The sequence below is a fragment of the Pseudomonas sp. 5.2 genome (assembly GCF_059025405.1).
In genome coordinates, this window is the sequence record NZ_JBYBHH010000011.1 from 18,526 (window position 1) to 39,480 (window position 20,955).

Annotated in this window: 14 protein-coding genes, 4 tRNA genes and 1 pseudogene; 12 read left to right on the forward strand and 7 right to left on the reverse strand. The window is 55.4% G+C overall.

Annotated features, from left to right (window positions below; translation table 11 throughout):
- Positions 1–174 precede the first annotated feature (174 nt).
- The 4 genes from clpB to AC5PZ0_RS17415 all read left to right on the forward strand — a co-directional run bounded on the left by clpB (position 175) and on the right by AC5PZ0_RS17415 (position 3,378).
- On the forward strand, positions 175–2,739 hold the full coding sequence (gene clpB / locus AC5PZ0_RS17400; protein ID WP_274888546.1) for an ATP-dependent chaperone ClpB: 2,565 nt from the start codon (positions 175–177) through the stop codon (positions 2,737–2,739).
- Positions 2,740–3,139: 400 nt separating this feature from the next.
- Positions 3,140–3,215, forward strand: a tRNA-Asn gene (locus tag AC5PZ0_RS17405).
- 4 nt (positions 3,216–3,219) lie between these two features.
- Positions 3,220–3,296: transfer RNA gene (locus AC5PZ0_RS17410), tRNA-Pro, on the forward strand.
- Positions 3,297–3,302: 6 nt separating this feature from the next.
- Positions 3,303–3,378, forward strand: a tRNA-Lys gene (locus AC5PZ0_RS17415).
- Between the two features lie 310 nt (positions 3,379–3,688).
- Here AC5PZ0_RS17415 and AC5PZ0_RS17420 read toward each other — a convergent pair.
- The 3 genes from AC5PZ0_RS17420 to AC5PZ0_RS17430 form a co-directional block, all read right to left on the reverse strand.
- Positions 3,689–4,984 (reverse strand): NAD(P)/FAD-dependent oxidoreductase, encoded by a 1,296-nt coding sequence (locus AC5PZ0_RS17420; protein ID WP_238216081.1) that lies wholly within the window; start codon positions 4,982–4,984, stop codon positions 3,689–3,691.
- 84 nt (positions 4,985–5,068) lie between these two features.
- Complete coding sequence (locus AC5PZ0_RS17425) at positions 5,069–5,242, reverse strand: DUF3094 family protein (RefSeq protein ID WP_013970765.1); 174 nt, start codon at positions 5,240–5,242, stop codon at positions 5,069–5,071.
- Between the two features lie 132 nt (positions 5,243–5,374).
- Positions 5,375–6,004, reverse strand: coding sequence for a DUF1780 domain-containing protein (locus tag AC5PZ0_RS17430; RefSeq protein WP_013970766.1), 630 nt, complete (start codon positions 6,002–6,004; stop codon positions 5,375–5,377).
- 259 nt (positions 6,005–6,263) lie between these two features.
- On the opposite strand from AC5PZ0_RS17430, the gene AC5PZ0_RS17435 reads away from it, so the two are divergent.
- On the forward strand, positions 6,264–6,944 hold the full coding sequence (locus AC5PZ0_RS17435; RefSeq protein WP_493855393.1) for an energy-coupling factor ABC transporter permease: 681 nt from the start codon (positions 6,264–6,266) through the stop codon (positions 6,942–6,944).
- Positions 6,945–7,109: 165 nt separating this feature from the next.
- Here AC5PZ0_RS17435 and yacG read toward each other — a convergent pair whose 3' ends face one another.
- From yacG to AC5PZ0_RS17455, 4 genes are read right to left on the reverse strand one after another with little or no spacing between them, the layout of a single operon-like run.
- Complete coding sequence (yacG, locus tag AC5PZ0_RS17440) at positions 7,110–7,310, reverse strand: DNA gyrase inhibitor YacG (RefSeq protein WP_027594560.1); 201 nt, start codon at positions 7,308–7,310, stop codon at positions 7,110–7,112.
- Positions 7,307–7,930 (reverse strand): dephospho-CoA kinase, encoded by a 624-nt coding sequence (gene coaE, locus AC5PZ0_RS17445; RefSeq protein ID WP_027594559.1) that lies wholly within the window; start codon positions 7,928–7,930, stop codon positions 7,307–7,309. The genes yacG and coaE overlap by 4 nt, the downstream gene beginning before the upstream one ends.
- The gene (locus tag AC5PZ0_RS17450; RefSeq protein WP_493855394.1) at positions 7,930–8,796 is read right to left on the reverse strand and encodes a prepilin peptidase; all 867 of its coding nucleotides are present in this window, start codon (positions 8,794–8,796) and stop codon (positions 7,930–7,932) included. Before AC5PZ0_RS17450 ends, coaE begins: the two co-directional genes overlap by 1 nt.
- A 2-nt stretch (positions 8,797–8,798) precedes the next feature.
- Complete coding sequence (locus tag AC5PZ0_RS17455; RefSeq protein WP_493855395.1) at positions 8,799–10,007, reverse strand: type II secretion system F family protein; 1,209 nt, start codon at positions 10,005–10,007, stop codon at positions 8,799–8,801.
- 217 nt (positions 10,008–10,224) lie between these two features.
- Between AC5PZ0_RS17455 and AC5PZ0_RS17460 the strand changes: the two genes are divergently transcribed.
- From AC5PZ0_RS17460 to AC5PZ0_RS17490, 7 genes and pseudogenes are all read left to right on the forward strand, one after another.
- A complete protein-coding gene (locus AC5PZ0_RS17460) occupies positions 10,225–10,635 on the forward strand; it encodes a pilin (RefSeq protein ID WP_099428280.1) in 411 nt (136 codons plus the stop codon).
- Between the two features lie 70 nt (positions 10,636–10,705).
- A tRNA-Thr gene (locus AC5PZ0_RS17465) sits at positions 10,706–10,781 on the forward strand.
- Between the two features lie 252 nt (positions 10,782–11,033).
- Entirely contained in the window at positions 11,034–12,188 is a 1,155-nt protein-coding gene (locus AC5PZ0_RS17470) for a Fic family protein (protein ID WP_493855447.1), read from the forward strand.
- 1,076 nt (positions 12,189–13,264) lie between these two features.
- Positions 13,265–14,248: pseudogene (locus AC5PZ0_RS17475) on the forward strand (integrase domain-containing protein).
- Positions 14,249–14,366: 118 nt separating this feature from the next.
- Positions 14,367–15,239, forward strand: a complete 873-nt coding sequence (locus AC5PZ0_RS17480) for an HNH endonuclease (RefSeq protein ID WP_493855396.1) — start codon at positions 14,367–14,369, stop codon at positions 15,237–15,239.
- Between the two features lie 261 nt (positions 15,240–15,500).
- Positions 15,501–17,762: a hypothetical protein gene (locus AC5PZ0_RS17485; protein WP_493855397.1), complete on the forward strand. Its 2,262-nt coding sequence runs from the start codon at positions 15,501–15,503 to the stop codon at positions 17,760–17,762.
- A 1,031-nt stretch (positions 17,763–18,793) separates the two neighbouring features.
- Entirely contained in the window at positions 18,794–20,950 is a 2,157-nt protein-coding gene (locus tag AC5PZ0_RS17490; protein ID WP_493855398.1) for an AAA family ATPase, read from the forward strand.
- The last annotated feature ends 5 nt before the right edge of the window (positions 20,951–20,955 follow it).

The window sequence follows — 20,955 nt, forward strand, 5'->3', positions numbered from 1 at the left end:
TCTACGCGGGCAAGCCCTCAACGCTGCCACCACTAATCCATCAGGTTGACTTCGGTCAACCCCGCTACGCTTGAATCTTCCAGAATCACCCATATCTATTGGTCATCTCTGGCAGGTTTCTTCATTAAAGGCGCTGTCCATCGCTCCGACCTGCCCTAACAGGAAGGTACTCCCATGCGAATAGACCGTTTGACCAGCAAGCTTCAATTAGCAATATCCGACGCTCAGTCCCTCGCCGTAGGCATGGACCACCCTGCCATCGAGCCCCTGCACCTGGTGCAGGCCCTGATCGAACAGCAGGGCGGGTCGATCAAGCCGCTGCTGATGCAGGTCGGCTTCGACATCAACAGCCTGCGTCAGGCACTGGTGAAAGAACTCGACCAACTGCCGAAAATCCAGAACCCCACGGGCGACGTGAACATGTCCCAGGACCTGGCGCGCCTGCTCAACCAGGCCGACCGCCTGGCCCAGCAAAAGGGCGACCAGTTCATCTCCAGCGAGCTGGTGCTGTTGGCCGCCATGGACGAGAACAGCAAGCTCGGCAAGCTGCTGTTGAGCCAGGGCGTGACCAAGAAGGCCCTGGAAAACGCCATCAATAACCTGCGTGGCGGCGCGGCAGTCAACGACGCCAACGCCGAAGAGTCGCGCCAGGCTCTGGACAAGTACACGGTCGACCTGACCAAGCGTGCCGAAGAGGGCAAGCTGGACCCGGTGATCGGCCGCGATGACGAAATCCGCCGTACCGTGCAGGTGCTGCAACGGCGTACCAAGAACAACCCGGTGCTGATCGGTGAGCCTGGCGTGGGTAAAACCGCCATCGCCGAAGGCCTGGCCCAGCGCATCATCAACGGCGAAGTGCCCGATGGCCTCAAAGGCAAGCGCCTGCTGGCGCTGGACATGGGGGCGCTGATCGCCGGTGCCAAGTACCGCGGCGAGTTCGAAGAGCGCCTGAAGTCGCTGCTTAACGAGCTGTCCAAACAGGAAGGCCAGATCATCCTGTTCATCGACGAACTGCACACCATGGTCGGCGCCGGTAAAGGTGAGGGCGCCATGGACGCGGGCAACATGCTCAAACCGGCCCTGGCCCGTGGCGAGCTGCATTGCGTTGGCGCCACCACGCTCAACGAGTACCGCCAGTACATCGAAAAGGACGCCGCCCTGGAGCGTCGCTTCCAGAAGGTACTGGTAGAAGAGCCGAGCGAGGAAGACACCATTGCCATCCTGCGCGGCCTGAAAGAACGCTACGAAGTGCACCACAAGGTGGCCATCACCGACGGCGCGATCATTGCGGCGGCCAAGCTCAGCCATCGCTACATCACAGACCGCCAGCTGCCGGACAAAGCCATCGACCTGATCGACGAAGCGGCCAGCCGCATTCGCATGGAGATCGACTCCAAGCCTGAAGTGCTCGACCGTCTGGACCGTCGTCTGATTCAGCTGAAGGTGGAATCCCAGGCGCTGAAGAAAGAAGAAGACGAAGCCGCGAAAAAACGCCTGGAAAAACTGCACGAGGAAATCGAGCGGCTGGAGCGTGAGTATTCCGACCTCGAAGAGATCTGGGCCTCCGAGAAAGCTGAAGTGCAAGGCTCGGCGCAGATCCAGCAAAAGATCGAGCAGGCTCGCCAAGAGCTTGAAAGCGCCCGTCGTAAAGGCGACCTGAGCCGCATGGCCGAGCTGCAGTACGGGGTGATCCCGGACCTGGAGCGCAGCCTGCAGATGGTCGACCAGCACGGCAAGTCGGAAAACCAGCTGCTGCGTAACAAGGTCACCGAGGAAGAAATTGCAGAAGTGGTGTCCAAGTGGACCGGCATCCCGGTTGCCAAGATGCTCGAAGGCGAGCGCGAAAAGCTGCTGAAGATGGAAGAACTGCTGCACCAGCGCGTGATCGGTCAGCACGAAGCCGTTACCGCCGTGGCCAACGCAGTACGCCGCTCCCGCGCCGGGTTGTCCGACCCGAACCGGCCAAGTGGGTCGTTCATGTTCCTCGGCCCGACCGGTGTGGGTAAGACCGAGCTGTGCAAGGCCCTGGCCGAGTTCCTGTTCGACACGGAAGAGGCGATGGTGCGCATCGACATGTCCGAGTTCATGGAGAAACATTCCGTGGCTCGTCTGATCGGCGCTCCACCAGGCTATGTAGGGTATGAGGAGGGCGGTTACCTGACCGAAGCGGTACGGCGCAAGCCTTATTCGGTGGTGCTGCTCGACGAGGTGGAGAAGGCGCACCCGGATGTGTTCAACGTGTTGCTGCAGGTGCTTGAGGATGGCCGGCTGACGGACAGCCACGGCCGTACTGTGGACTTCCGCAACACCGTGATCGTGATGACCTCCAACCTGGGCTCTGCACAGATCCAGGAACTGGTCGGTGACCGTGAGGCGCAGCGTGCTGCGGTGATGGATGCGGTGGGTTCGCACTTCCGTCCGGAGTTCATTAACCGGATCGACGAAGTGGTGGTATTCGAGCCCCTGGGCCGCGACCAGATCGCCGGCATCACCGAAATCCAGCTGGGCCGCCTGCGCAGCCGTCTGCTGGAGCGTGAACTGTCGCTCAGCCTGAGCCCTGAGGCGTTGGACAAGCTGATCGCAGTGGGTTACGACCCGGTGTATGGCGCACGGCCACTGAAGCGTGCGATCCAGCGCTGGATCGAAAACCCGCTGGCGCAGTTGATCCTCTCTGGCAAATTCCTGCCAGGGTCGGCGATTACCGCCAAGGTGGAAGGCGACGAAATCGTCTTTGCCTGATCCAGCTGAAAAAAATAGCCCCGCACCTGCGGGGCTTTTTTATGCCCCTGATGCCACTGCAGGAGCGGGCTTGCCCGCGAATAGGCCCGGCAAACACCGTAAAATCGGGGCCTCGCCGGTTTTTTTGATAACTTGCTGAAAATTTTGAAATTTCTGCTTGCATCTAAAATCGAGTGCCCCTAATATACGCCGCGTTGTCAGGCACTAAGCGAATCACCAGGAACATCGGTGTTAGCAAAACAACTTAGAAATCAGTAAGTTGAATGAAAAAAAGTGGTTGACAAGCAAAACGAAGAATGTAGAATAGCCGGCCTCAGCAGCGACAAAGCGAAAGCAGAGAAGCTGAAGAGATCGAAGCTAACACAGACTTCGAAGTAGTAAAGATGTACCGAAGTTCAGTTCCGCGATAGCTCAGTCGGTAGAGCAAATGACTGTTAATCATTGGGTCCCTGGTTCGAGTCCAGGTCGCGGAGCCAATCTCGGGGTGTAGCGCAGTCCGGTAGCGCGCCTGCTTTGGGAGCAGGATGTCAGGAGTTCGAATCCCCTCACCCCGACCATTTTCAGGGTCGTTAGCTCAGTTGGTAGAGCAGTTGGCTTTTAACCAATTGGTCGTAGGTTCGAATCCTACACGACCCACCATGTAAAAAGGGCATCTCGACTGAGATGCCCTTTTTCTTTTGCCTCGAATTTAACCCACGAAAAAAGCACCCGTTAAGATTTCTGTTTAAGCGGGGCCCTTTAAGAGCAACTGTCTTGCGCAATTTCTAAAAATTGACGCATTGTGGGAGCGGGCTTGCCCCGCGAACACCGGCGAAGCCGGTGCCATGCACCGCGGCGCCTGCATCGCCGGCAAGCCGGCTCCCACAGGTTTTGGTAGCCGCTTGCCGCAGCCCAAAGGGCTGGGTGATCTGCCACAAAAAAGCCCAGCCTGAGGGGCTGGGCTTAGCTGTCAGTGCAGCTTCAACCGCGGCTCTGTCCCGCGCCCAATCTTGCTACCCAACATCATCATCGCCGTACGGAAGAACCCGTACAGCGCCATCTGGTGCATGCGGTACAGCGACACATAGAACATCCGCGCCAGCCAGCCCTCCAGCTTCACGCTGCCCATCAGGTTGCCCATCAGGTTACCCACCGCCGAGAAGCGCGACAGCGATACCAACGAACCGTAGTCCTTGTACTCATAAGTCGGCAGCGCCTTGTTCTCCAACCGCGCCTTCAGGCTTTGCGCCAGCATCGAAGCCTGCTGGTGTGCGGCCTGGGCCCGTGGCGGCACATTGCGGTCGCTACCCGGTTGCGGGCACGCGGCGCAGTCACCGAAGGCGAAGATGTTGTCATCGCGCGTGGTCTGCAGGGTAGGGCGTACCACCAGCTGGTTGATGCGGTTGGTTTCCAGCCCATCGATGTCCTTGAGGAACCCCGGCGCACGGATACCGGCCGCCCACACCTTGAGGCTGGCCTGGATCACTTCGCCGTCCTTGGTTTTCAGGCCATCCGCGGTCACTTCGCTGACCGCGGCATTGGTCATCACCTTCACCCCCAGTTTTTCCAGGGTCTTGTGCACCGGCACACTGATGCGCTCGGGCAACGCAGGTAAAACCCGTGGGCCAGCCTCGATCAAAGTGATGTGCATGTCCTTGGGCTGGATGCGGTCCAGGCCATAGGCTGCCAGCTCGTGCGCCGCGTGGTGCAGCTCGGCCGCCAGCTCTACGCCAGTGGCACCGGCGCCGACGATGGCCACGCTGATTTGTTCGCTGGCCACATCACCGGCGTGGGCGCGCAGGTAGTGGTTGAGCAGTTGCTGGTGGAAACGCTCGGCCTGCTTGCGGGTGTCCAGGAACAGGCAGTGCTGCGCCGCGCCCAAGGTGCCGAAGTCGTTGGTGTTGCTGCCCACGGCGATGACCAATGTGTCGTAGCTCAGCGTGCGCGCAGGCACCAGCTCGCGGCCCTCTTCATCGAGGGTTGCGGCCAGTTGGATCTGCTTGCCTTCACGGTCCAGGCCGCTCATGCGCCCCAGCTGGAAGTTGAAGTGGTTCCACTTGGCCTGGGCCACGTAGTTCAGTTCATCTTCCGAGGAGTTCAGCGAGCCGGCTGCCACTTCGTGCAGCAGCGGCTTCCAGATGTGCGTCAGGTTGGCGTCGACCAGGGTGATGTCGGCTTGCTTGCGCTTGCCCAGGCTTTTACCCAGGCGGGTCGCCAGTTCCAGGCCGCCGGCGCCGCCGCCGACAATCACGATGCGATGAGTCATGGGGATATCTCATAAGGTTTACGGAATTCGTGGCCCTGGGGGCCGGCCGCAAACTGCACGAGGGGAGGGCGAGCGCGAGGCAGCTCATAGCACCAGTCCACTCAACAGGCGGCTTATGAGGCCCAGACCAATGGTCACGGCCACCACCAGTACAAGGAGCAGCCATGGCCGGAAGGGCCTGCGCTCGACTTGGTGCTGGGGGGCGCGTAGATACTCATCGACACGACGCTGATCTTCAGGATTCAGGCGGCTGGTCATGGTGGGCCTCGTCAGATAGACGTTTGTGACTGCGCAAACGCTACAGCGTTCAGGCAAGCGCTTGAAACAAATGATAATGCTTTCTATCTCTGGCGCCGAGTGTACGCCATCGCAAAGACTCTCGGCACTGGATCAAAGACTGATCCCCACATCGAACACAATGCTGCGCCCCAGGTTGCCGCGCAAAAAGTCTGGCGCATCCGGGTGGGCGAACAACACACGGGCGAACGTTGGCCCGACCAGTGACAACGAGCGCCAACCCTGGCGCAGGTATTCAGTGGGCGGCGGGAAGTGAGTGTTGAGGTCGAGCACTTCGCGCTTGAGGCTGGCGAAGGCGATGATGTCCAGCTCGTTCAGTTCCAGCCCACGTTCACGGTAGTTGTGCGCCTTCTTGCGCAAGGTCGGGGCCAACCGCCCCAGCAGTTCAGTCGCGCTGATACGCCGCGGGCGTGCTTCACGGCGCACCAGTTGCGCCAGGGAAAACGCACTGCGCCGGCGTTGCAGCTCTTCGCGCCACTCATCGTTGAGGCGGCGGCCTTCGTCCAGCACGAAAAACACCTCGAATGCCGCATCGCGGAACAGCACGTCTGGCGGCTCCTGGCCGGCTGGCGTGAAGTCCTCGCTGCGGTAGGGAATGTTCAGCCCTTGCAGCAGGCGTTGGCATACCCAACGCTCACGCTCCCATTTGCGTGCATTGGAGAGAAAAGCATTGGCTTGTTCGGCCTGGATGGTAAGCAGGCGCAGGTAGTCTGAGTCATCCATGCAGACAAGCTTAGTCGCTAATCGATGACGGTAAGATGCTGTTTGTGCGTAGAAATCAGCTCAGGACCGGCCACTGCTGCACGATACCTAGCAGATGCACCACGCCAAACCCCAGGCAAAAGCATCCGCAAGCAGAAAGGGCGGCCGCCAGATCAGGCCAGATTAAGCGCGTGGAGGCGCCAGCCTACAGCAGCCGGAGGAAACGGAGAATGGGTGTAGACTCAGCTTTATCCACAAGGGAGAGAGGGGTATTCGTCCGGTGATCAGTGCACAGGTGTTGTCGGGCACCAGCCTCACGTTGGGCTGGCTGGGTTACGTGCCACTGTTGCTCTGGGCCGCCAGCCGCGCTCGCTGGGTGGAACTGTTCACCGACCGGCGCCGCCAGCACCTGCTGTTTGGCACGGTGTTCTGCCTGTTTGCCCTGTGGCTGGTCAGGCGCGATTTCGATACGGGCGTGTCGTATCACTTCATTGGCATGACGGCTGTGACCCTGCTGCTGGACTGGCCACTGGCTGTGCTGGGGGGCTTTTTTGCGCAGTTGGGGTTGCTGGCGCTGGGGCGTCAGGACCTGGCGGCACTCGGCGTCAACGGCCTGCTGTTGATTGGCTTGCCGGTGCTGATTACCGAGCTGTGCGCCATCGCGGTCGAACGCGCGCAACCGCGTAACCTGTTCGTGTATATCTTTTGTTCAGGGTTCTTTCCGGCGGCGTTGACGGTGCTGGTGTGCCTGTTGGCCGGGCTGGGTATCTTGTGGCTGGACGGGCGTTTTGCCATGCCGGAGTGGCTGAGTGACTTTGTGGGCTACCTGTGGCTGATGATGTTCCCCGAGGCGTTCATCAACGGCATGGTGATCAGTGCGCTGGTGGTGTTTTGCCCGGAGTGGCTGGAAACCTTCAACCGCACGCGGTACCTGCAGGCGCCGTGGAAGGATGACCAGTGAGTGGTGGTGGGCCCCCTGTGGCAGTAACTGGTTTTCTGTTGCTTGTTCCGGCCTCATCGCCGGCAAGCCAGCTCCCACTGGTGTGGCGCTGACTTTTGAGTCTGCGCAAATCATGTGGGAGCGGGCTTGCCCGCGAAAGGGCCTCACAGCAACCCAGGGATCAGCTTAGTGCCGCGGCTCCAGGTCCCCGGAATACAGCTCATCTTCGGACTCTTCCGAACCCGCGATCTTGTGTTCCTCAGCCGCCCAAGCCCCCAGGTCGATCAGCTTGCAACGGTCAGAGCAAAACGGCCGGAACGCGCTTTTCTCGTTCCATTCCACAGGTGCGCCACAGGTCGGGCAATCGACGGTCAATGGCTGGCTCATGGCTGGCCTCCTCGTAAAGTCAGGTAAAAGTGGTGCAGACGGTCGATCTGCTCGTGCAGCGCCGCGAGGTCGCGGTCATTGACCACCACATCGTCGGCATGGCGCAGGCGCTCTTCGCGGGCCAGCTGGGCCTGCAAAATGGCTTGCACCTGCTCAGGGCTGGTGTTGTCCCGCTGCAGGGTGCGTTGCACCTGCAACGCCTGCGGGGCATCGATCACCAACACGCGTTGGGTCTTGCGATGCTGGCCAGACTCGATCAGCAAGGGTGACACATACACCGCATACGGCGACTGCGCCTTGGCCAGGTAGCTAAAAATCTCCTGCCCGATCAGCGGGTGCAGCAGGGCTTCTAGCCATTGGCGCTGGGCTGGGTCGGCGAAAATCAGCTGGCGCAAGGCGCCGCGGTCGAGCTGGCCGTCGTCCAGCAGCACGCCTGGGCCGAAGCGCTCGACGATACTGGCCAGCGCCGGGCGACCAGGCTCAACCACCCAGCGCGCGGCCTGGTCGGCATCGACCAGGTGCACGCCAAGCTCGATGAAACGCTCGGCGGCGGCACTCTTGCCGCTGCCGATGCCACCGGTCAGGCCGAGAATCCAGGGGGTGAAAGCTGCAGTGGTCATCAGAATCCAAGCAGTTGCAGGTAAGAGGCGTATATTTCATCACCCCAGAGCACAGCAATCCACCCCGCAATTGCCAGATAGGGGCCAAACGGCATGGCCATGCCGATGGAATGCTTGCGCATCCGCAGCAGGAACACGCCCACCAACGCCCCCACCACCGACGACAGCAGCAAGGTCAGCGGCAGCACCTGCCACCCACCCCAGGCACCGATCAGTGCCAGCAGCTTGAAGTCGCCATAGCCCATGCCTTCCTTGCCGGTCACCAGTTTGAACAGCCAGTACACCGTCCACAGGGTGAGGTACCCGACCACGGCACCGCACACCGCATCGGGCAAGGGCACCAATACGCCGAAGTAATTGACGATCAACCCAAGCCACAGCCCCGGCAGCACGATGGCGTCAGGCAGCAATTGTTGGTCATGGTCGATCAAGCTCAGGGCCAGCAAACCCCACGTCAGCGGCAGAAGCACCAGTGCCTCGACACTGGCCCCGCAGCGCCAGGCCACCGCCATCGACAGCAGCGCACAGCCCAGTTCGACCAATGGATAACGCGCGCTGATGCGCTGCTTGCAGGCAGAGCAACGCCCGCGCAACGCCAGGTAACTGAGGATGGGGACGTTTTCCCATGCCCGAATCCGATGCCCACACTGGGTGCACTGCGAGGCCGGAAGGCACAGGTCGAAACGCGCATGCTCGGCCACCGGCAACCCCAGCACTTCCTGTGCCTCACGCTGCCATTGGCGGTCCAGCATGATCGGCAGGCGGTACACCACCACATTGATAAAACTGCCCACCAACAGCCCCAGCAAGGTCGCCAAGATGATGAAGTAAGCCGGCTGCAAAGCCAGGAAGGTCCATAAAGTCATGTTCAGATCAAGCTACCCAGCTGGAAGATCGGCAAGTACATCGCCACCACCAGGCCGCCAACCAGCAGGCCCAGGACCAGCACGATGGCGGGCTCCAGCAGGCTGGTCAACTGCTCCAGCGCCTGGCTGACCTGTTCCTCGTAGTGGCTGGCAGCTTTTTCCAGCATCGTGTCCAGCGTGCCACTGGATTCACCAATGGCCACCAACTGCACCAGCAGGGGCGGGAACAGCGGCTCGGTGGCCATCGCCTGGTTCAGCCCCTGCCCATTGGCCATGCTCTGGCGTAAGCGCAAAATCGCGTGTTCATGCAACTCACCACCACTCACCTTGGCCACCGTCCCCATGGCTTCCAGCAGCGGCACCCCAGCGGCGTACGACGTTGCCAAGCTACGCGCAAAACGCGCCATCGCCGCCTGCCTCAGCAGCGCGCCGAACACCGGCAGGCCCAGCACACGCTGAGATATCCACAAGCGCGCTGGCGCATGCTGCCGGTAAAGCTGGCGCCCAGCCAAACCCAGCATCGCCATACCGACCAGCAACAGCGGCGCATAACGCCCCAGCCCTGTGGACAAGTCGATCACCCACTGCGTAAAAGCCGGCAGCGCAGTATCAAACCCCGCGAACAGGCTCTGAAACTGCGGGATCACTTCCAGCAACAAAACCGCCGACACCCCCAACCCCGTCAGCAGCAGCAACAGCGGGTAAATCATCGCCTTGCGCACCTTCTTGTGCAGGGCCAGGCGCTGTTCCAGCATGCCCGCCAGTTGCTCGAGCTGCCGGTCCAGCGTGCCGGATTGCTCACCCACCCGCACCAGGTTGCAGTACAACGTATCGAACCACCCCGGGTGGCGCTGCAGCGCATCCGCCAGCCCCAGCCCCGACGCCACATCCTGTTTCAATCGCACCAGCAACGCCGCCTGCGCCGCATCACACCCACTTCGCCCCATCACCTCGAACGCCTGCAGCAGCGGCACCCCGGCTTTCAGCAAGGTCGCCAGCTGCCGGCTGAAGCCCGCCGGGTCGCCTTTTTCCGGCCGCTTCGGCCACCGCCACGCCAGCCCACCAGCCGGCCGCAAACTGGCCACCAGAATGCCCTGGCGCAGCAACCCCGCGCGCACATAAGCCGGGCTGCGCCCAGGTGTTTGCCCGCTGACGGCCAGGCCATTGGCGTCGGTGCCCTGCCAGGCGTAGAGGCGTATCGAATGGTTCATGCAAAGGTCCTTTTTTGCCCGAGCGACAAGCTTGGAAACAGCTTGCCGTGTCCATGAGAGGGCGTGCTTCCCTGATGCTCACTAGAGTAGTTCAGCGAAGGTGACGCCCAGGCGGGCAGGGGTGACAAAAGGTGTCTGTTCAGGCCTACTGCGCCGCTGCCAGCCTGGGGTCGAGAGTGACCCCAAATGTGTATGCGTATAAACAAGGAAAACGTTCATGAAAGGGCAACGCGGTATCACCCTGATCGAACTGATGATCGTCGTCGCGATCATCGGCATTCTGGCGACCATCGCCATCCCGATGTACACCAACTACCAGTCCCGCGCCAAGGCGGCGGTCGGGCTGTTGGAGATCACGTCACTCAAGCCCCCCATGGACCTGCGCTTGAACGAAGGCAAGGACGTGCTGGATGTAGGGTCGCTAGGCGGCCAGCCAGCGACGGCGCATTGCGCGATCAAAGCTGAAGGCAAGGCTGCTGATGGCACCGGGATCATCGAATGCACCCTGGTCGATGCCCCGGCCACCGTGGTTGGCAAGGCCATCACCCTGACCCGCTCCGCGACCGGATGGACCTGCACCACCAACATCGAGGAAGACCTGGCGCCGAAGGGTTGCAAAGGGGCGTGAGGGTAGGGCAATAAACGAAGGGAAACAGGGGTTTGCGTAACGGCTGCGGCAGTGGTACGTTGCGCTACACGCCGGTGTAGCTCAGTCGGTAGAGCAGCGCACTCGTAACGCGAAGGTCGCAGGTTCGATTCCTGTCTCCGGCACCATATAGATTGGCCAGCGGGCGATTTCTCGCTTGCAGGCACCACAGAGAAGCCCGCCTTGTGCGGGTTTTTTTGTGCCTGTTTTTTACCCCGCTCATCTGCGTGCTTTTGACTTAAAGGAACGAGGTTTTCCACTTAAGGTTGCGCGGTTTTCTAGATAGTGGTTATCTGTTGATTCGGTTTTGGCTAACGTTTACGGGGGGAAAGCCAAAATTTTTCTAGATAATGATTTCTCCGTTTAGAGATAATTTTCAGATGCCCCAATTCTCACACTACGACCTGCAGCTGCTGAACCCATCCTTCGACTCGCCCCTGGTTGACGTCCTGGCCGAGCTCGAGTTTCTTCGCCGGCTGAGGTTGGAGGGTGACACGCCACCCCAGGTGTTCTTTCAGCTCAAGGCGCTGTTCCACACGCTGGAGAGCTTGGGGTCTGCTCGAATCGAAGGCAACCACACCACGCTGGCCGACTACATCGACAGCAAGGTCGAAGGCAAAGCCGAGAGCACCGACCAACTGCTCGAAATTGCCAACATCGAGAAGGCAATGGACTACATCGAAGCGGTGATGAAGCCCGGAGAAGACCTGACAGAGCATACGATTCGAGAGCTGCATGCCCTGACCGTGCAGGGGTTGCGTCGCGAAGGCGACAAAACGCCTGGCGCCTACCGGGAAGGCGCGGTCAAGATCGCTCAGGCGGAGCATCTTCCACCGGAAGGTGTGCTGGTGCCGCAGTACATGCAGGAGCTGGTGAGCTTCATCAACCGTGACGACTCGCCTAAATACGCGCTGATGAAGGTTGCCCTGGCGCACCACCGTTTCGGTTGGATTCACCCATTCGGCAATGGCAATGGGCGGGTGGTAAGGCTGCTTACTTATGCACTGCTGATGAAGTACGGCTTCAACGTGAATACAGGTGGCAGGGTGCTCAACCCCACGGCTGTGTTCTGCAATGACCGAGACAAGTACTACACCATGCTTGGCGTAGCTGATACCGGCACCACTGCAGGGTTGGAGGCATGGTGTACTTATGTGCTGCAAGGCATTCGCGACGAGCTGGAGAAAGTCGACAAGCTCACCGACTATAGCTACCTCACGAAGTGCATTCTGCAGCCAGCGGTGAGCTTTGCACGCAGCCGGGAGTGGATTACCGAGACCGAGGAACAGATCCTCATCTGCGTGATAAAGATGAAGGTAATGAAGTCGAGCGATATCGCTCAGGCGCTTCCTGCGCTTACCCCCAACCAACGGACGTATCAGATTAAAAATTTGGTAGAGCAAGGCATGCTTTTGCCGGTCAACCCAGGTTCGAGGCAGTACACGCTTGGCTTCTCCAATAATTACCTTGTGCGCGGGGTCATCAAGGCGCTGAGAGAGCAGGGCTTCATTCCTGAACCCCTCGACAAGCCATGAAAAATTGCAGGGTCGTGTTGGATTCAGCTTGATGTTGCCTTCCATCGTAAATGACGCTGAAAGCCGAAATGAAAGTGCGCTGCAAGAGGCTTCTACATCGAGGGTAGTGGTGGCCTTGGCGGAGCGACGCGCCGGTCGCAAAGGGCCGGAACGCGGCCCCTGCATTTTTTGACCTGCCGTAATCATGCGCCCTGCTATCCAATCCAATCTCGCTAGGACCGTCTTTCAAGGTATCTCGGAGCAGCGTCGATCCTGGCCTGCCAAGTCAGTCAATTACATGTGCGAACAAATTGCACCGTACCTGCTAGAGCAGCCGCCTTGCACGAATTTCCGGCGCTTGCGCGACCCCTATGGCAGGAACCGTCTTCCACAAACTTCTAAAACAGGCGTGATCCCTGTGGGTGACCACCCAGCCCTTTGGGCTGCGCTTTCGCGCAGAGAATAACGATCGCAAGCGAGATGCTTACCCTGTGGGAGCGGGCTTGCCCGCGAAACGGGCGAAGCCCGTGCCATCCAATGAGTACTGCGGCGCATTACCCGGCCCTCGCGCGCCAGACGACCCTTCCTGCTTCGCAGTCCTGCGGCAACCTGTCCGTTTGGACGAATTTTGAGCCAACGTGTGCTCGTCTCTTTCTCCTGTGTTTAAAGGGGCGTCCCAACCACTTCTGCAGCCCTGAACGCACAGGGCTTTGCGGCAACTTCTCTCGTAAAAATCGGCGTGACAAACGCCGATGTCACCAGCAACAGCCATGTAGATGATGGTGCCGCAGACCAAGGAATGGACTGCACCTGACTGACAGTCAGGCATGCCCCGGTCATCGCATTGCTGCTTGCACTTGGCTCAGGATCTCGCGGCACTGGTCTCCTCAGCCAATGCGGCCTCCACCCGCCCACCGGTAACGGTGCTCAGGAGGCCAGATCATGAGATGCCCTTGCTCTTGGTCGTAAGGAGCCGCCAGTCCCGCGTTAGAGGACATCCCCACAAGTCGCAGGGGCCTTGATCCCTGATAACACTCAGCATTGTTGGCGGGCTGACGTGGGGCGAGGATCGGAGAACGGCATATGAGGTGACTGATATGGCATTGGTGGGTAGACGCGATGGCCGCAATTTCGGCTACGGCAGACAGTTGAGCTACGCGGGGCCGTAAGAGCTGAAAGACATGTTTGGCCGCGGCCACTACGGCACGATGAAGGCACACAGTGATCGATGGTTGGCATTCGTGAAATGGTGCCGCTCCGAATAGGGTCCCGGTATCAATGATGCGCGGCAGGTTGATCGAGAGATGTTGGCAGATTACGCAGCGCACCTACGCGACTTAGTTCGATGCGATGACCTTGCTATAAGCACCGCATAAAACCGGCTATCCAGCGTCAACAGGACCATGGCAGCGCTTTGCGGTGCTCGTGAAATGGCCAAGCCCGAGCAAGGCGTTGGGTATGCGGCGTTACCGGGGTTTGACATTCAGTGCCGCAGGGCCAGGACCGCGAACAGGTTAAGCATATCGTCGATGCGCTTTGCCGCCATCATCAGCTACGGGCCGCCGCTATCGTAATTTTGGCGCGAGCCAGCGGCATGCGCTTACGTGAGGCCATCTTGGCTGATCTGCAACGGCTAAGCCGTGAGGCTAACGATCTAGGCAGGATTAGCATTCAGGAGGGCACTAAAGGCGGTCGTTCCGGTGCCTCGGCATCACGTTGGATTGAGGTGACCACCATATTCGAGGTGCACTTGAGTTTGCACGGAAGGTGTCGCCTAGAGGTAGCCGCAACCTAATTGCGCCACACGAAAGTTACCTGAGCTTTCTGCGAGGATAATTCGCCCCGTCCGGGTCATCCTTCAAGCACATAGCCTAAAAGGCTTCCATGAGCTACGAGCGGCGTAGGCATGTGAGCGCTATCAGCAGCTTACTCGGCATCATGCACCTGTGAACGGAGGGCTTTGTCATCGATTGGATCGTCGCCTTGATCTTGAGGCTAGGGCGCAGATCAGTCATGAGCTAGGCCCTGCCGCTGCGTCATGGCAGGCAGCGGCTACGTGCATCGCCTGTGCACTTCACTGACCTGCAAGACACAACTCTAAACGTTCACACGAATGGTAACTTGATGATGTCACTTTGATTCCGCGCAATGAATGTGGCAGTTTAAGCTCTGTCATACGTGATCAATCGGAGAAGGTAAATGCCAGGGAAAAATTGGTTTCATGCGGCAGGTATTATATGGCCTCTGCTTGTAGAGGCTGCACTGAAGCGTCAAACCCCGACCTACGGCGATCTATCGCCTATGGTTCAGACCAACCCGCTTTCAATGCGTTGGGCCCTTGATCCAATACAAATCTATTGTCTTCAAGCAGGCCTACCACCCCTCTCCGCCATCGTGATTGGATCGGTCACAGGTGTTCCTGGTCCTGGTTTCATTGGCTGGCCGCTAGACGATATCGACACGGCACACGAGCTCGTTTTCAACCATGACTGGAGCAAGGTTGCTAACCCATATAAGGCATTTGGCTTGCTCGATACGCCAGAGTCTTTGGCACGTTCCTTGGTTGAAAATCCAGAAAGCCGGGATGAGGTCTATGCCAAAGTCAAGGTTCGTGGAGTTGCACAAACTGTTTTCAAAAATGCTTTGATGCTGGCTTACGGGGAGCAATGCGCGATGTGCAGGCTCAGCTTCAGGCAAGCTCTTGATGCCGCTCATATTGTCCCTTGGTCGATTGCTACTGGCAGCCAACGGATCGATCCTAGGAATGGACTCCTCCTCTGCTCACTGCACCACCGCTTGTTTGATAACGGAGTAATTACTATCACTCCCGATGATCGAGTTCATTTCTGCGATCCTCAGATGGCTGATGGGCCATATTCTCTCTCAGACGAAAACATGACGGCAAGCTTGCATGGAAAAACGGAAAATTTGCCTATCAATCCCGCCTTACGTCCCAGTCGAGAAGCCTTTAAGTATCACTATCGACAGCATGGCTGGAATGACATGTTAGAAGAGTTATGTGAACTACCGATGAGTAAAATATTGGATTCTCAAGGCGTATCCTGGGTTTAAGAGGTAACTCCCCTGTAGCCAATGACTCTCCTGGAATCGTCCGACCCGTGATTGAAAGAAATAATAGTTATTGATCTCGGCTAGAACACAGCGTTAGTGCTTGAAAGATGATGTGAAAGTTATCGATAAGGGAGTTCTGTGTGGCGGTGAATTCGTGATGGTGGTTGGACTCTGCTCCTCTTATAAGTTGTGATGATGCTGGGTGCCTATTGGTCATAGTCTAATAAGGTATATTGAATGTTAAGGGTGTAAGGAGTGAAAGTGTCGAAACGTATTATGGATAAAGAAAAGAAACTGGATGAGCAGATTTTTTTTGAGGAACACTCTCGGGATGTTAGGTTCTCTATTTGCTATTTCGTTCCTCATCATCGCAACTACACCGAGACATCATTTTTTCTTGCTTACTGGGCTGAGGTGGTGAAGTCGCTTGAGATTTTCGAGTTTCTAGTTAGCCTCCCGTTTGACGTGCGTGAAATAAAAGCTAGTCGTGAAGATATTGCCAGGTCTAGACTGCTTGGTATAACAAGCCTTGTTGCCTTGCCAGTTAACATCGAGTCTATGCGGGGTGAGGATGAGGATGGCACAGTTATCAAGGTTATATTGTCCGATGACAATGTATATGAGTCCGTGAAAGAATTTTTAAGTTCGAAATTTGGGGGTGGTTATCTTCATATTTCAATAGCTAAATCGGCATCTGGGAGTGAGCGGGATTATTCGTCTAGTCGCTTTGAGAAGTATATAAAGCAGAGAGCTCTGGATTTATATTCTAAAAGAAAAGTGCCGTCTGAATACGTCGACGCAGTTCGTGAAGTTCTGGCGCCCAATAAGAGAAAATGGAAAAATATAAAGTTTCCAGGTTATCTGCATGGGGTTACTCTTGCTAATGATGTTGTGGCTCGAAGTCTTAAGTTGCAATTTCGAGTTGTGGGGAAATTAGTTCCTGCGAAATACCAAAATTATGTGCCTGCTGTAGTTAACAGTTGCTCTTCTTTGTGGGGAATCAGGTCTGATCTAACTAAGGGGGTTGCGAGGGAGAATTGTATTTGTTTGTATTCTGAGCCTGTTCTTTGGTATGTATATAAGGCAGATGTCGAAAGAGATATCTTCTCTGGTGAGGACCGTTCAAATAGAACGGTTGCGTCACTGGCTGCTTACATTAAGTCAGTTAAGCTATCAGAGAAGTATATCAGGGAGTCGTTTGGAAAGGATGTAAAGAACATTGCATTGATAGCATCGGACCCTGTGGCGCAAAATTTTGTTTATCACCATCGGCGAGAGTTGGAGTTATTCAATGTCTCAATAGGTTTAATGGGAGCAGCGAATTTATGCCCGTCACTACGTTTTGAACCAAGGATTAATAAGATAAAAGGAGATCTTATTAACATTGCTGCGTGTGCAAGGGGGAGTGGGCCGCACTCAAATTTCAAGTTGAACAAGATGTCTCATAGACTGCAGCGTCGCATGCTCTCATTTGTTCACCCGTCTTACACATCGTTGCTAGAGAAAAAGATTCCCGAGTTTTCAGGAGTGTCTTTAGTAAGTGATTTGCCACTTGAGTGGTTGCCTTTGCGGGGGCTGCCATTAACATTGCGGTGTGATGTTAGTCGAATTCCTGCAACGCCAGGTAATGCAAGTCTTTTCCAATTGTTGAAGAATAGATATATTACAATTTCTGTTGCTCAGTTCAACGAAATCCTCATTGTTCGTTCATTTAAAAGTAACGATAAAATCAAATCAACTCTTGAGGATGTGCTCGCAAGATGGTCCGGTCTTCACGAAAATTATCCAAAGTATAGGATTGTTGATGTGGATACCGCTGAAGGTTTTATGCAGGCCGTGAATGATTTCAAGGGGGCGCTGATGATATTTGATGGGCACGGCGCCCTAAATACTCAGTCTGAAGTCGGTTCTATTATAGTTGGTGGGAAGGAACTTGATGTCTGGGCTCTTCAGAGCCGACTCCGAATGCCACCAATTGTACTGTTAAGTGCGTGCGACACCATCCCAATTGATGGTGCCCATGGAGCAACAGCAAACGCTATGCTTGCGCTCGGTGCCACAACAGTACTCGGAACATTACTGCCTGTAAATGCTTTGAGTTCGGCTTCATTCATCGCGAGGCTTCTTTTCAGGATGTCTATGCTGCTTCCACTTGTAGTGAATAACGTCAGCTATATGCCATGGCGCGGATTTATGAGTGGGATGTTAAGGATGACCTTCTGCAGTGAGTTAATTGACAATTTGATATCTGAAGCGAGAGTTATTTCAAAGGCCGATGGGGTGGAACTTCAGATTTTTGCAAACGAAGTAATCAATTCGATGGAGCCAGATTGGTACGAGCAAGTGCTTGATAAAATATGTGAAAGGTCAGAGTTTTCACGTGCAGAAGTGATAGGTAAATGCGAGTTTTGGGGGAGCTTAGTAGATTCTCTAAAGTATGTTCAGTTGGGACGTCCAGAAAGAATAAACTTGCGTCGAAAGAATATCGATGAAGTTATGTCGGTTATGTTGTCAGAAGTATAATAGCCTATAGTTCCGGCGGATAGCTTGCAGAAGCTAAAAGCTATGTTGGGTGTCGGTATTTCGTCAAATGGACAAGTTAATATTGGGTCAGGGTTAGCGGATCCTGACAAGTGTAGGCGGAGTTGAGAATGATCATACTTAAGTAGTGAACGAGGAGTAAAGTGGAATTACTCTAAATTCTGCTATAGAGTGAACTGGCACTCAGGCTAGTGCGTGCACTGGAGAAGTGGAGCTGGCTAAACCCCTCCACTGTCATCGCTTGTGTCTCGTAGTAAAGTTGCGGCCCACTCTGTTGGGCGCTAAAGTCAGTCAACAAGGCTGAATGTCGGCTATAGGTCGTTTTCAGCTGTTCCCACCTAGCATTTGAAGTGGGTAATCGCAGTTCCCACTGGAGCCCAAAAATTCCCGATTCGATTCCACTGAAAGCCATAACTAGCTGATTTTTTCATAGATATTCTTTGAGGTACGCCAACAATTCCACCAAATTCCAGTTCCGCGAAAACCGGGCCCTCGCGGCCAACGACCGTCCGTCTGTCTCCGCACCAGTTCAGGGTCCAGCGAAGGCTACCAAAATCTCTGGAGTCCCCGTAAAACCCGCCTTGTGGCAGGTTTTTTTGTTATGGCAACTTAATTTACAGTATTCGAAAGCTGCCCAAGCCGAGCTTGTAGACGCCCAAAGTGACCAGATTCTTCTCCCGCTGAGCCGCAGGACAATAAATATGCCCACTTTTTTGTCGGTGAGGGGTGATGTGTACGAGCTTGATCAGGATGTCAGCCAGAATACTCATAGCCGTTGTGCGGAAAGTGGCCAGTGGAGGTGGGTTTGGGTGATTCGTCACGCTCAAGGCCAAGGCCTGCCCGCAGACACCGGCCAAAGCTTCCCATCGGTCTTTGGGCTGCTCAGCGACGTAACCCGAAGTGCTTTGATACCACTCGCCTAAGGTCGATGTGGCAGGCGTTTCTGTGCTCGCCTATGCTCGTGGTCGCCGACAGAGATGGCGCAAAGCCACTTAACACTCAGGAGTCAGGTTGTGATCACGGAATTGAACATTGATGGCGTTACTAGCTACAAATCCAAATCTACCCTCTCACCTACCAACAAAACGTCCCTGATTTATGGGCTGAACGGTGCAGGAAAGAGCACCATCTCTGAGTATTTGTACAATCAAACTGATCCTCGGTTCGCTAAATGCAGCCTGAAAATTAGCCAGCCATGTGAAATTTTGGTCTACAACCAAAGCTTCCTGAATGACTACTTTTACGAGGAGGATAATTTAAGAGGCATTTTCACCCTCTCGAAAGAGAACAAGGTTGCACTCCAGCAAATCGAAGTTGAAACCAAAGAGCTGGAGAAGCATCTGGCTGCTCAGCAGGCCAACTCAGATCTTGCGACTCAAAATTCCACCGCACTCGAACAAGAAAAATCCAAGGCGAGCAAAAAAGTCTGGGAAATTAAAACGAATTTCGCAGGTGGTGACCGTGTTCTGGAATTCTGTTTGGATGGTTTGAAAAAGACGGAACCTCTATTTCAGCATATTATTGGTCTGCCGTTACCGGAGGCCGCACCTGGTTATACGGCCGATGATTTGAAGGCCGAGGCCTCGTCAATCGAGGGTGAGGGTGCAACTCCGTTCGCAAAAATCCCACTACTTTCGGCTGGCTGGTTTGGAATTGAAGAGGATTCGCTCTGGTCCAAGATCATCGTTGGTAGTCAGGAGGGTTCAGTTGCTCAGTTCATATCCAAGGCCGGAAACTCGGACTGGGTAAAGCAAGGGCTTCGGTACATTGAAGATGATCAGGATCGTCAAGCCTGCCCGTTTTGTCAGCAGGAGACGATTACTCAAAAAGTCATAGACTCGATCAGACAAGTGTTCGATGAGGCCTATGAACTGGATGTTAATCAGCTGGAGTCATACAAGACACGATATGAATCGCTAACCTCCAGCCTGAACCTTCAGGATATTTCAAACTCTCCGCTTGCCAGCAAAGAGCTTGTGGACGCTTGGAGCATCGCATGCGAAGCTCTGAAGGCGTCAATCCGCGAAAACGTTCTTCTCATCGACAATAAGCTCAAAAGTCCAAGCACGCAGGTTGCTCTCACAGATACTCAGTCTACCGTCAACACGATCAATGAATTGATCGGCGGTCTGAACGAACTGATCGATGCCCATAACGTCAAACTGGCGAACAAGAAAAAGACTCTGGATGACATCAGTTCGCGTTTTTGGGCTATGATGCGATGGGATTATGACCAAACAATTTCTGCTTATTCGCAGGCAGCTTCTGAACTTAGCGTCAAGGCAAAAGAAATCCGTCAAGATGGCATTAAGATAAACTCAGATGTGGCGGTGACTAATAGTAATCTTGCCGCTCTTAGGAAGCAAACGGTCAATATTGAAGAGTCGATTGAGAACATCAACGCTGGGTTAGTAGAGATTGGCATTGATGGCTTTTCTGTCGTGCCATACGGGGATGATTTCTATCGAGTTTCAAGGGCAACTGATCAGGCGAATGCGTTTCACTCGCTGAGCGAGGGCGAGAAAACGGTCATTAGCTTTCTATACTTTATGGAACTTTGCAAAGGGCAGAAGACAGCTGAAGCGGTGCCTCAAGCCAAAGTCGTAGTAATTGACGACCCAATTTCCAGTCTTTCTCATCTCTATGTGTTCAATATCGGTCAATTGATTAAAAAGTACTTTATTAACGATAATCTCTACAAGCAAGTCTTCGTATTGACTCACAGCTTGTATTTCTTCTATGAGTTAACGCATACCAATAAGGAGAATCGTGCGAAAACTCAACATCTCTTTAGGGTCTTCAAAAATGCGAATGGAAGCTCCGTGATTCCGATGAAGTACGAGGAAATTCAGAACGATTATCAATCGTACTGGTCAATCGTAAAGGATCAAGCCTCACCACCCGCGCTGATTGCGAACTGTATGCGGAATATTGTCGAGTACTTCTTCAATTTTGTTCAGAAGAAGGATTTTAACAACGTTTTCCAGAAGCCAGCCTTGTCGACGGATAAGTTTACGACGTTCTACAGGTATATGAACCGAGAGTCTCATTCCTTGGGCCAGAATATTTTTGACATAAAGGAATTTGATCATGACGTGTTCAAAGACGGCCTCAGGCTGATTTTTGAGGAGTGTGGATATGCTGAACACTACCAGGCTATGAGCAAGTAAATCTG